A 12,543-nucleotide genomic window follows, 5' to 3' on the forward strand; every position below is an offset into this window, starting at 1 on the left:
ATGAGACAAAATAAAAATAACTCAAGAATTTTAAGACGTCATGACGTTAGCATTAAACCAGAAGAAGAGGGTTTAAGATACAAAAGATTTATGGGAGATAAATTAAATATGGAACACGTATATCAACCAATTGGTGGAGCTTGCTGTGGTGGAAAATGTGCAGCAAACAAAAACGCAAACTTATTATTAGCGAAAAAAAATGCTTCAGTTAAACAAACAGTGCAAGTTGAAAAAACAGTTGCTAAAGAAACAGTAGTTGTTAAAAACAACGTTGCTCAAAAAGTTGAAAGTAAACAAGTTAAACAAGAAATTAAAGCACCAGTTTACTTAGAATTAAAAGAACTTTCAAATGAATTCTGAAGTTTCTTTAGAAACTTAATTAAATAATTTTAAAGAACCTTTTTGGTTCTTTATTTTTAATAAAATATTTTTTTAATATAATGTAATTAAATTTATATAAATATAAAGGAGTAAATATGTTAGAAGTCCAAAATTTAAGCAAAATATTTAGTGATAAAAAACTTTTTGAAAATGTTAACTTAAAATTTACTGAAGGTAACACATATGGTGTTATCGGTGCTAATGGTGCTGGTAAATCAACATTTTTAAAAATTATTTCAGGTCAAATTGAAGCAACTAGTGGTCAAGTAATTAAAGAAAAAAATAAACGTATTTCTGTTTTAAGCCAGGATCATAATGCATATGATAACTTCAATGTAACTGATGTTGTTATTATGGGTAACACAGACTTGTATGAAGTTATGCAAGAAAAAGATGCTATTTATGCAAACCCTGAAGCAACAATGGATGATTACACAAGAGCAGGTGAATTAGAAGAAAAATTTGGTGACCTTGGTGGTTGAACAGCCGAAAATGATGCACAAGAATTATTAAGTAATCTTTCAATCCCAAAAGATAAATGAAATGTTCCTATGAGTGAATTAACAGCTAACCAGAAAATTAAAGTTTTATTAGCCAAAGCTTTATTTGGTAATCCAGATATCTTAATCATGGACGAGCCAACTAACCACTTAGATCTTCGTTCAATTAGATGATTAGAAAACTTCTTAATTGACTATGAAAACGTTGTTATTGTAGTCAGCCACGACAGCGACTTCTTAGACGCAATTTGTACACACATCGTTGATATCGATTACAATGAAGCAAAAATTTACACAGGGAACTACTCATTCTGAAAACAATCATCAGAGTTAGCGCGTGAAATGATGAAACAAAGTAATGTTAAAAAAGAAGCTCAAATGGAAAAACTTAAAGAGTTCATTGCTCGTTTCAGTGCCAATGCTTCTAAATCAAAACAAGCCACAAGTAGAAAGAAAGCTTTAGAGAAAATTACTTTAGACGAAATTAAACCTTCAAACAGAAAATATCCTTTTGTACGTTGAGAAATGAACCGTGACCACGGGAAACAAATTTTAAATGTTGAAAACTTAACATTCAAAAATGAAAATGGTGATACATTATTTGAAAATGTTTCTTTCTCATTAAAACCAGGTGAAAAAATGGTTATTGTTGGTGATGACGATATTGCAAAAACAAGATTATTAGAATGTATTTTCGGAGTTAGAAAACCAACATCAGGAACAGTTGAATGAGGGCAAACAATTACACCGAGTTATTTCCCTAACGATAACTCTAAGTTTTTTGAAACAGATGAAACTATTTTAGAATGAATTTCAAAATGACCGCTTGAAAATAAAGAAAAAGAAAATCAAGAAAATGATGATGCAAGAATGCGTGGTTTCTTAGGTAGAATGCTTTTCAGTAATGATACAGTATTTAAAAAAGTTAAAGTAACTAGTGGGGGAGAGAAAGCTCGTTTAATGTTTTCAAGAATGATGCTTTTAGAATCTAACTTCTTAATCTTAGATCAACCATTAGACCACCTTGATACAGAAAGTATTGACTCAGTTATCGAAGGTGTTAACGGATACCGTGGAGGTGTTATCTTCACAACATATAACAGAGCCTTCGTTAACCAATGTGCTGATGTTATTTTAGAACTTCAATCTCCACAAAAAAGCTTTATCTTCAGAGGAACACTTGAAGAATACGAACAAATCATGCAGGATGCAAATGAATAGATTCTTTGTTTTTGAAAAACAAGATAATTACTTTATTTTAAATAAAGAAACTTTAAAACACTTAAATGTAATAAGGATTAGCAATAATCCTTTTATTTGTGTTTTTCAAGGTAAATTCTATGAATGTGTCTTAGAATTTGATAAAGCTAAAATCATTAAAGAAATTAATCAAAATCATGAATTTGATCATGAAGTAACAGTTGCTCTATCACTCATTAAATACGAACGTTTCGAGTGAGCGTTGCAAAAACTTGTTGAACTAGGAGCAACTAAAATCATTCCAGTTATCACAGATTATACAAATGGCGAATTATACAAGTTTAATAAATTCGAAAAGAAGCTTGAACGTTTTAACACCATTATTCAAAATGCTGCTGAACAATCATTTCGTAACATAATCCCAGAACTTGCTCCTTTAACAAAATTTAAAGATGTAATAAAACTTCCTATTACAAATAAAATAATTGCACACGAAAAACAAGATCTTTCACAACCAATAGAAAAAGATATAAATCAAGAAACATTATTTTTAATTGGTCCTGAAGGCGGTTTCTCAGATAATGAGATTAATTTAGCTATCGAAAATAATGTTAAATGTGTTTCACTAGGAAAAAGAATCCTAAGAGCAGAAACAGCAGCTATTTATATGATGTCAAAAATTAAAATTTAACCAAAAACTATTAATAGAAGTGTTTTTTGGTTTTTTATTATATTTAAATACAATTAAATTAAACATTTCTGAATTAAATGAATTTTGTATGAATATAAAAAATTGTCACGTTTACACTTAAATGAACAAAATAACTTGAAATTATATATAAATTTGATTTGGATTTTTGACCAAAATTAGTATTTAGTGAAGGTTTGTTTTCATCTACTAATTCACATATATCTAATTGATCATATTTGGACACAAATAATGATCTAGGGATACTTTCAATTCCTGAAAAACAAAAAATATTTACACAAGTAAGGAATTTGTTAATAATGAATATTTAGGCAAAAAGCTTGCACTAAAACAAAGAATGGAAAACTTTAAATGAAATAGAGAAGATATTCAAGAAGGGGTTAATATTTATAACGAAATCGATGATCTTGAATCATTAATGCATGAAAGATATTTAATTTACAACAAATGATCTATAATGAAGTTTCTAATAAAGAACAATTACAAACATTAATTACATCAACTTTAGAAAGAACAGAATCTCTTATTTTATCACCGAATGAGCTAAATGATATTTATGATTCACTTATAAATACAAATTAAGTTTGAAAAAACCACTTTCATAAGTGGTTTTTGTAATATTATTCTTCGCCATGAATAGCTGTAACGTTTAAAGTTGGTTTATCAACTGTTGATGTAATTACTTTGGAATTATATAAAATTCTGTCAATGTTATATGTTTGCCCTTCTTCTAGTCCATAAATATAGAATAAAACAACTTTTTTATCTTGTCTTGCTCTATTATTTCAATTTGGCTCAGGTTTATAAAAACCTTCAAGATCAGCAGCATCTTCTGGTGTAGGATTTAAATATAGTTGGAAATTATTTAAATCATCATTTTCAAACTCTTTTGAAAATGTTACATATAAATTAGCATATTCTCTACGAGAACCTTTTTGAATTTCAAAATTAGTAATTGTAATATCTTCACTTGTTCGATTTGTGCTTGGGTTTGATTGAGGAGTCTCTTCAGCATTAGAAGAATTTGAGTTTTGATTATTATTTAAATCATTGTTTGCATCATTTGAAGCAGCATTATTATTATCTGTTGTGTTTTTAGGTTCACTATTTTCTTCAGATTCATTATTATTTTCATCATTATTATTTGATGTTGAATCAGTAGAATTAATTCTAATATGTGTTTTACCATTAACTAGCTCTAAGATTTCATCGCCATATTGCACTTTAACAATATTGTAGTCAGTATTCTCTTCTAATCCATATACATCAAAGTAAATTGTATTTTTTGGATATCCAAATCTATTATTTCAAGTTGTTTGTGGATTATAATAACCTGGTTCTTCTGCTTCTTCTGGTGTTGGATTTAAGAATAATTTAAACTTAAATCTTTCTGCTTCATCATTAATATCTTTAGATAACACTAAAGTTAAAATAAAATTATCAACAGTATTTTCAGGCTTTTGAATAATATCGGTTATTCTTACTTTTTCTTCACTTGGTGCATTATCTGAATTATTATTTTCGTTTGTGTCTGAAGGTGAAGAAGGTTGCTCTTGAGAATCATTATTTCCTTGTTCATTAGAAGGTGTTGAAGGCACTTCAGTAGTTGGTTCACTAGAAGGGCTAGATGGTGTTTCATTAACAGGTTCACCGGAAGGAGTTGAAGGAGTCTCTGTTGTTGGTTTATTTGTTGTTTTAGAAGGTTTTGAGCTAGAGCTTGATTCATTATTTTTTGATCCTTCATTAACATCTTTATCAGGTTCTGCAACTGGTTTTGCAGGAGCTGGGTTAACTTCAACAATTGGATCTCTTAAAACAACATTTGGTTTTTCAGGCTCATCAGAAACTTCCTTGCTTACTCCGCAAGAAACAGCTGTAACAAGCATTGATGATGCACTTAATAACGTAAATGTACTTAATAATTTTTTAATTTTCATATTAACCTTTCTAATATATTACTATACAGTAATATTAATTATACACTACAATTTATATTTTGTATAAAAAATTAAATATATTAAAATATTTATATAACAACCTGGAGATTATATGAATGATAAATATAAAGGTATATTAGATAATAAAACAATTGATTGACAAAAACATCATAGAATTATTAAAATAGTTGATAAAGATGCAGATAATATTTTATTTTTACATGGTTTTACATCACATTATAAAGGTAAATTAAGAGTAATTGACGATCTTAAAAAATATAATTTTTATTCTTTCTTAATGCCCGGGCATTTTGTGAATAAAGAACCTTTTGAGGATCACGAAATCTTTATTGCATATTTTTATGAATTAGCTGTTAAATTTATTTTAGATCATGATTTAAAGAATTTAATTTTATTTGGACACTCAATGGGTGGTGGATTAAGTTTATTGCTTTCAAGTGACCAAAGAGTTAAAGATAGGATTAAAAAAGTTGTTTTAGAAGCACCTTTTAACCCTGCTGCACAAACTACTTGAGACTTCACTAAAACATTAATACCTAAAACAATCGAGGAAACTAAGGCAATGATAGATGGTTTATTGTATGATCCATTAAAAGTTTTTGGTTCTCAAGAAAATTATCAAAATGCAATTTTAGAAGAGTTTAAAACTTCACAAGAATTAATTGTTTTAGACAAAATGTTAAACCTTAAAAAACACTGAATTATTTATGCAATGCATTAACAATAATTTACATTTAATGCAAAAACCAACACTGTTTATATTAGGGAAATATGACAAAATAGTACCTGCGGAAAAAACCAAAGAAATCTTTAATACAAGTAACTTTGAAATAAAAATAATTGATAAATGTGGACATTCACCTTTTAATGAAGCATACCCAATTGCACTAGATTATTTAAAACAATTTTTAGATAAATAAAATCACATATTTTTGCAAATATGTGATTTCTTTTATGCATTTGGAATTGTAATAGTTTGTGTGTAACTTTGATTATTTGCTTTATATTGAATTGTTAAAACTCTTGTTTGTTCATCAAAAGAAGCAATAAATGTGTTTTTTAATTCACCTGTTTTTTCAATTGCTCTATGATTTAAAGATTCTTTAACTTTTAAAACAGCAAGTTCAGAAATATCTTTGTTTTTATTATATGATCCAGAAGGTGCTAAGTAGATTCTTGATCTTACATCATCAGCAGGATTTGTTCTAACACCATAAATTTGCATATAACTAAGTTCATTTGATTTTGTTCTCTTTTTATGCACTTCTAATAAATCATTAAATATTTGGCCAATGTTTTCTGTAGCAATTAATTCAAAAGCATTTGCATAGTCAGCTTGTTCTTGATTTTTGTCAGAATCGTTTTCATTGTTTTGAGGTGTTTTTGTAACAACATTTGTGTCGTTAGATGATGCAGTATTGCTTTCTGTAGCATTGTTTGTTTCTTTTGAAGTTTCCGCTGTAGTTGTTTTAGCAGGTTCTTGTGTTTGGCAAGAAACAACTGGTAAAACTACAAGTGAACTTGCTAATAAAAATATATTTTTTAATTTCATAATTATCTCCTTTAAAAAGTGGGTAATGTTTATTATAGTATATAGAGTCAAAAACACAAATTAAAAATAAAAAAGTTGGATAATATAAATTCCAATAGTGATGCGCAAACAATCTTTTCAACTTATTTAAATGTAAAAAACAAACACTATAAAAGTGTTTGTAATTTTTTAATTACTTCTTAGAAAATACATACCCTCTTGCTGCGTAGTAAATAGCTTCTGCAATTGTTGGGTGTGTAAATGGGTGTTCTTGCAATTCACTAAAACTAATGCTTTTATCCATTGCTAAAGCAATTTCGTTAATAATTAAGTGGGCACCTTCAATAAACATAAATGCACCTAAGATTTCATCATTGTGTTTATTAACTAAGAATTTAATGAAACCATATTTTTTATCTAAATTATCTGCGTGTGCTCTTGGTAATGACATAGCTGGAACTTTAACAACTTGATAATCAATTTTTTGGTTTTTTAATTCTTGCTCAGTGTATCCAATACCAGCAAATTCTGGGTTTAAGTAAACTGATCATGGAATTAATTTTGCATCAACTGATTCAATAAATGGTTCATTTCATAAGATTTGCTTTGCGATAATATCACCTGATTTGTATGCAAATGTTGAGAGCATCATAATACCTGTTACATCACCTAAAGCATAAACATCATCAACACTTGTTTTCATAAATTTATTAACTTTAACTGTGTTGTTTGGATTTAATTCTAAGTTTAATGCACTAAATGATTCAATGTTTGCAACCCTACCGGCTGCTAATAAAACTTTTTCTGAGTTAATTGTTCTTTGAGAACCTTCAACTTCAATAATTAAATCATTTTTGTTTAATTCTAAAATTTTAGCACCTTCAATTATTTCAATATTTCTGTCTAATAAATAATTTTTAACATTTTCTTGTAAGTCTTGGTCAAAATTACCCATGAATTTATTTGCTTCAACAATAGTAATTTTTGTACCTAATACTGAATAAAAGTAAGCAAATTCGAGTGCAACTGGACCTGAACCGATAATTGTTAATGATTTAGGAACTTCATTTAAATATAAAGCGTCTGTTGAGTTAAGTAATACATTATTTGCTTTAGCTTCTTCAAATCCTTTAATATTTAATTCTCTACTTCTAGCTCCAGTTGCTAAAATTAAAATATCTGTTTTAATTTCTTGTCCATTAACTGTTATTGTCTTATTATCAATTACAGTTCCTTCGCCAAAGAAGATTTGTACACCTGAACTTTCTAATGAACCTTTAATAGCTCCGTTTAAAATATCTTTATTATCTTGTCTTCTTTTTTGGATAGCTTTTAAATCAAATGAAACATTGTTTGAGTTAACTCCGTATTCTAATGAGTTTTTAACTGTTTCATATACTTTAGCACTTTTAATTAATGTTTTTGTTGAGATACATCCTTCATTAACACATGTACCACCAAAGTGTTTTTTCTCAATAATCGCAACTTTTTTACCATTTGAAGATAAAATGTTTGCTAAACTATATCCACCAGGACCAGCACCTAAAATAACAATATCAAATTTATTCATAATTTCTCCTTATATATCGGTATTATAACACTAAAAAATAATAAAAGTTAGAAAAAACAATAAATTTGATTAAAAAACTAACTTTTTTTTGTAAAAGTTAGTTAATTTTATTATTTGTAAGCTAATTTTTTATCGTAAGTTTCGGGTGAAAGGTCTTTTAAAAACTCAGTCATTAAATTAATTGTTGCTTGAATATCTACTAATGAAGCAACTCCAATTGGGCTGTGTAAGTATCTTTGTGGAATTGAAATAGTCATAACAGCAGCTCCACCTGGAGCATATTGTAATTCCGCAGCATCTGTTCCACCACCAGCAGCAACATATTTGTAAGCAGGGATTTTGTTTTGAGATGAAATTTCAAATAAGTATTTAATTAATTTTGGATCAGGTAATGTTCCACCATCTTTAACTAAAATACTTACTCCTTTACCTAATACTGGTGTTCCTTCAACAGCGCCTGTTGTATCGTGTGCTGCACCTGTATCAACTGCAAAAGCAATATCAGGGTTAATTACTTGAACTGATGTTCTTGCACCTCTTGTCCCAACTTCTTCTTGAACTGTTCCTACTAAGTAAACATCACAATCTAAATCTAAGTCGGCAATGTTGTTTGCTATGAACTCAAGTGAAGTAACTCCTGCACGGTTATCCATTGCTTTACCACCAATTAAATTATTTCTTAAAACAACTGTTTCTCCACTCATGAAGATTTTATCCCCAATAGCAATTTGGTGTTCTTCAACTTCTTTTTTGTCTTTAAATCCTAAATCAACATAAAGTTCATCATTTTTCATTGCAGCTTTGTACTTTTCATCAGTAATAATGTGAATACTTGTGTGCCCAAATACTCCTGTGAATCTTTCATTTGTAGCTGATGAAACAACTGTTGCTTTTGTTCCGATAACTGTTGAAGGTCAAATTCCTCCAATTGGTGTAACAAGTAAGTTACCGTTATCTTTAATCATTCTAACCATGTAACCAACTTCATCCATGTGAGCGGCGATCATAACTTTTGGCGCATTAGCTTTTTTAGATTTTTTATAAAAGATTACTGAACCCATTTTATCTCTTGAAACTTCAAAAGCACCTTGTTTAATTCCTTGTTTAAGGCTTTCTACAACTGGTTCTTCAAATCTTGACATAGCTTCGATTTTCATGTAGTGATCTAATCTAGAAGCTAATTTTTCATATTTTTTATCCATTAATAACTCCTTTATTTAAGTTAATAATATTTTAATATTTTTATTCAAAAAATGAATAAAAAAATACACTAATGTGCATTATAATTGGTGCCCTAGACAGGACTTGAACCTGCACGGATTTCTCCAGTGGATTTTGAGTCCACAGCGTCTACCATTCCACCACTAGGGCATAAAAGAAAACTAATAGTTTGTATATAGTCTTTTGTAATTTAATTGGTTTTTAAAAAAGTAAGCTTGAAACATTTCTTCATATGTGTAACCTAAAAGTAAAAAGCTACCTAAAGCAATTTCGAATGCCTTTCGAATGTTAATTGCATTGATATCTTTCATCATTTCTGCAATGCTTATAAATAATTCTTTAAATTGGATGTTAATATCATGATATTCATTGATATATGGGGTAAATTCCGGTTTAATTCCATACTCATATGAAATAGTGATAAAGAAGTGTAATAAGTCTGCGAATTCTTCATGGATTTTATTACATACTAAATTCTTGTTTTGTTTTCAATATTTAAATGATTGTACTTCATTAATATATTCACCCGCTTCAACCATCAAAGCAATCATTCTTTGCAAAGTTATTTCTTTCTTGGTAAACTGAGGATTGATGTTGTTTCTTTTTTTATCAATTTCTCTATCAAGTCTTCTTTGCATTTCAAATAACTCAGTTAAATTCATTATGAAATAATTATAATATTTTTATTTTAATTTTATAAATAAACATAAAAAAAGATGCCTCAAGGCACCTCCTTTATATTATTCTTCAACTACTGTTGCAGTTTCTTCTTCATTTGATGAAGCTTGATTGTTTCCTTGTGTTGCATTTTGTTGTGCAGCATAGTTAGCAAAGTTACGCATCATGTTTTCTACTTCATCAAGTTTTGTTTTTAATGCAGCAATATCCTTTTTATCAACTAAGTCTTGAAGTTCTTTAATTAATTTTTCTGATTCTTCTTTAGATTTAGCATCTAATTTATCACCTTGTTCTGCATTAGCTTTTTTAATTTGGTCAATTAATGATTCTGCTCTAACGATTGTTTCTGCTTCTTCTTTACGTTTTGAGTCAGCTTCTTTGTTAGCTTCTGCTTCTTTAATCATTCTTTGAATTTCTTCTTCAGATAATTTAGATGAGTTTGAAATTGTAATTGTAGCGTCTTTGTTTGTTTTTAAATCTTTAGCTGTAACAGTTGTAATACCGTTAACATCGATTGAGAAACTAACTTCGATTTGAGGAACACCTCTAGGAGCTGCTTCAATTCCACCAAGGTTGAATTGTCCTAATAATTTGTTATCAGCAGCCATTTGTCTTTCACCTTGCACAACTCTAATTGTAACTTCTGTTTGGTTATCAGCAGCTGTTGAGAATACTTGACTCTTTGTAGCAGGAATTGTTGTGTTTCTTGCAATTAACGGAGTAGCAATTCCACCCATTGTTTCAATACCTAATGTTAATGGTGTAACATCTAATAATAAGATATCATCAATATCACCAGCTAAAACAGCACCTTGAATTGCAGCCCCGATTGAAACAACTTCATCTGGGTTAATTGAACGGTTAGGTTCTTTTCCTAAAGTTCTTTTAACCATATCTTGCACAGCAGGCATTCTTGTTGATCCACCAACTAATAATACTTCATGTAATTCATTTGCTGAAATTCCAGCTTCTTTTAAAGCATCTTCAATTGGTTTTCTAGTTCTATCTAATAAGTGAGCTGTCATTGCTTCAAATTCACTACGTTTTAATTCTAATTCAACGTTTAATGGTCCATTTGATGTAACTGCTAAGAATGGTAAGTTAATTGTAGCAACCGCTTGACTTGAAAGATCGATTTTAGCTTTTTCAGCTGCTTCTTTCAATCTAGCTTTAGCCATTTTATCGTTTGTAACGTCATATGAGTGTTCTTGTTTGATTTTTTCTGAAATTCATTTAACGATTTCATTATCTCAATCATCTCCACCTAAGTGGTTATCTCCACTTGTTGATAATACTTCAAATGTTCCATCTTCAAGTTCAAGAACTGAAACGTCGAATGTACCTCCACCAAGGTCATATACTAAAACTTTCATTGATTTATCTGTTTTTTCTAAACCGAATGCTAATGCTGCAGCAGTTGGTTCGTTAATAATTCTTAAAACATCTAAACCAGCAATTTTACCAGCAATTTTTGTTGCTTCACGTTCTGCGTTGTCAAAATAAGCTGGAACTGTAATAACTGCTTTAGTAACTTTTTTACCTAATTTAGCTTCAGCATATTCTTTCATATATGAAAGGATCATTGCTGATATTTCTTCTGGTTTGTAATCTTTGTTGTTTGCGTGAACTGTTTTATCTGTTCCCATTAATCTTTTAATAGAAGTAATTGTGTTTGGATTTGTTTCAACTTGACGTTTAGCAACATCTCCAACAATAACTTCTCCATTTTTAAATCCCACAACTGATGGTGTAGTTCTTTTCCCGTTAGGGTTTTCTAATACTATTGGGTTTTTTCCTTCAATAATTGATACAACTGAGTTTGTTGTACCTAAGTCAATACCTAAAATAATTTCTTTTGCCATATTTGATTTCTCCTTGAAATATTTTATTTTAATAAATCTATTCAAAGTCACTTATCTGTAACTTAATAATATTATAACACAATTTTTAGCAGTCAACAAGTTTAATTGCTAAATTTTTTTAGAAAGGACTACGGAAGCTGGTGAGATAACTCTGCCATTTAATGAGAATCCTAATCTAACTATTTTTAAAATTTTATTATTTGAATCTTGATCTTCTTTAAAATCAACAACTTCTTGAGTTTCTGGATTAAATTCTGAATTAAGTTCAGGATTAATTAATTCAATACCATTTTCGTTTAATAAAGTTTCAAATTGTTTACTTACTATATTGAATCCAAAGCAATAATTTTGTACTTCTTGATTAGATGAGTTTTGACCTACGTTAATTGCGCTTAAAAAGTTGTTAAATGGAATTGCAAAACCTTCTGCAAATGATTGTAAAGCATATTTTTTAATGTTTGCTTTTTCATTATCTAATTTTTCTTTATATTCATTTGATATCTGATCGATTTTTTCTTGTGTTTTAGACGCAAACTCATTCGCTTTCTGTTTGAATGCTTCAGACATTTGATGAATTTCAAGTTCTTTAAGTGATAACTTGCTTTCAAGCATTAAAACTTTGTTTTTAAGTTCTTCTAATTCTTTTGAATTATTTAGTTCTTGTGAACTAACTTGAATGTTATCAATTTTAACAATTGCTTTTTTACCTGCAAAAGATTCTAGTTCATAGTTTTTAGGGAAAAAGAATTTTACTTCAAAATCTTCTTTTACTTTTCTACCTAATAAATAATCATCAAATCCTGGTAAGTATTCATTATTACCAATTGTAATTTGCATTTCTTTAGAATATTCTTCAATAACTTGATTATCAACTGATAATTGAAAATTACCTTTTAGTTGATCTAAATTTTTTAATTTAATTTTATCCATAAT

General features: G+C 28.8%; 13 protein-coding genes and 1 tRNA gene. 6 read left to right on the plus strand and 8 right to left on the minus strand.

Going from position 1 to position 12,543, the window contains the following annotated elements; all coding sequences use genetic code 4:
• The 4 genes from D2846_RS02605 to D2846_RS03655 all read left to right on the plus strand — a co-directional run bounded on the left by D2846_RS02605 (position 1) and on the right by D2846_RS03655 (position 3,372).
• Positions 1-387 (plus strand): hypothetical protein, encoded by a 387-nt coding sequence (locus tag D2846_RS02605; protein ID WP_117275553.1) that lies wholly within the window; start codon positions 1-3, stop codon positions 385-387.
• An 89-nt stretch (positions 388-476) separates the two neighbouring features.
• Complete coding sequence (locus D2846_RS02610) at positions 477-2,102, plus strand: ABC-F family ATP-binding cassette domain-containing protein (protein ID WP_117275555.1); 1,626 nt, start codon at positions 477-479, stop codon at positions 2,100-2,102.
• On the plus strand, positions 2,095-2,772 hold the full coding sequence (locus D2846_RS02615; protein ID WP_117275557.1) for a 16S rRNA (uracil(1498)-N(3))-methyltransferase: 678 nt from the start codon (positions 2,095-2,097) through the stop codon (positions 2,770-2,772). Before D2846_RS02610 ends, D2846_RS02615 begins: the two co-directional genes overlap by 8 nt.
• Positions 2,773-3,237: 465 nt before the next feature.
• Positions 3,238-3,372, plus strand: a complete 135-nt coding sequence (locus D2846_RS03655; RefSeq protein ID WP_268876952.1) for a hypothetical protein — start codon at positions 3,238-3,240, stop codon at positions 3,370-3,372.
• 38 nt (positions 3,373-3,410) lie between these two features.
• Here D2846_RS03655 and D2846_RS02620 read toward each other — a convergent pair whose 3' ends face one another.
• A complete protein-coding gene (locus D2846_RS02620; protein ID WP_117275559.1) occupies positions 3,411-4,727 on the minus strand; it encodes a hypothetical protein in 1,317 nt (438 codons plus the stop codon).
• Between the two features lie 112 nt (positions 4,728-4,839).
• Between D2846_RS02620 and D2846_RS02625 the strand changes: the two genes are divergently transcribed.
• Both D2846_RS02625 and D2846_RS02630 read left to right on the plus strand, forming a co-directional pair.
• Positions 4,840-5,469, plus strand: coding sequence for an alpha/beta fold hydrolase (locus D2846_RS02625; protein ID WP_117275561.1), 630 nt, complete (start codon positions 4,840-4,842; stop codon positions 5,467-5,469).
• Positions 5,470-5,485: 16 nt separating this feature from the next.
• Positions 5,486-5,668, plus strand: a complete 183-nt coding sequence (locus D2846_RS02630) for an alpha/beta fold hydrolase (RefSeq protein WP_145960845.1) — start codon at positions 5,486-5,488, stop codon at positions 5,666-5,668.
• A gap of 32 nt (positions 5,669-5,700) precedes the next feature.
• Here D2846_RS02630 and D2846_RS02635 read toward each other — a convergent pair whose 3' ends face one another.
• From D2846_RS02635 to grpE, 7 genes are all read right to left on the minus strand, one after another.
• The gene (locus D2846_RS02635) at positions 5,701-6,300 is read right to left on the minus strand and encodes a hypothetical protein (protein WP_117275565.1); all 600 of its coding nucleotides are present in this window, start codon (positions 6,298-6,300) and stop codon (positions 5,701-5,703) included.
• Positions 6,301-6,472: 172 nt separating this feature from the next.
• Entirely contained in the window at positions 6,473-7,849 is a 1,377-nt protein-coding gene (locus D2846_RS02640) for a dihydrolipoyl dehydrogenase (protein ID WP_117275567.1), read from the minus strand.
• Positions 7,850-7,959: 110 nt separating this feature from the next.
• On the minus strand, positions 7,960-9,051 hold the full coding sequence (locus D2846_RS02645; protein ID WP_117275569.1) for a zinc-binding metallopeptidase family protein: 1,092 nt from the start codon (positions 9,049-9,051) through the stop codon (positions 7,960-7,962).
• An 85-nt stretch (positions 9,052-9,136) separates the two neighbouring features.
• Positions 9,137-9,220 (minus strand) — tRNA-Leu (locus D2846_RS02650).
• An 11-nt stretch (positions 9,221-9,231) separates the two neighbouring features.
• Positions 9,232-9,732, minus strand: a complete 501-nt coding sequence (locus D2846_RS02655) for a dUTP diphosphatase (protein ID WP_117275571.1) — start codon at positions 9,730-9,732, stop codon at positions 9,232-9,234.
• A 78-nt stretch (positions 9,733-9,810) separates the two neighbouring features.
• A complete protein-coding gene (gene dnaK, locus D2846_RS02660) occupies positions 9,811-11,610 on the minus strand; it encodes a molecular chaperone DnaK (protein WP_117275573.1) in 1,800 nt (599 codons plus the stop codon).
• A gap of 108 nt (positions 11,611-11,718) precedes the next feature.
• Positions 11,719-12,540, minus strand: a complete 822-nt coding sequence (gene grpE, locus D2846_RS02665; protein ID WP_117275575.1) for a nucleotide exchange factor GrpE — start codon at positions 12,538-12,540, stop codon at positions 11,719-11,721.
• Between the last annotated feature and the right edge of the window lie 3 nt (positions 12,541-12,543).

This window comes from Mycoplasmopsis edwardii, assembly GCF_900476105.1.
Lineage (GTDB): Bacteria > Bacillota_I > Bacilli_A > Mycoplasmatales > Metamycoplasmataceae > Mycoplasmopsis > Mycoplasmopsis edwardii.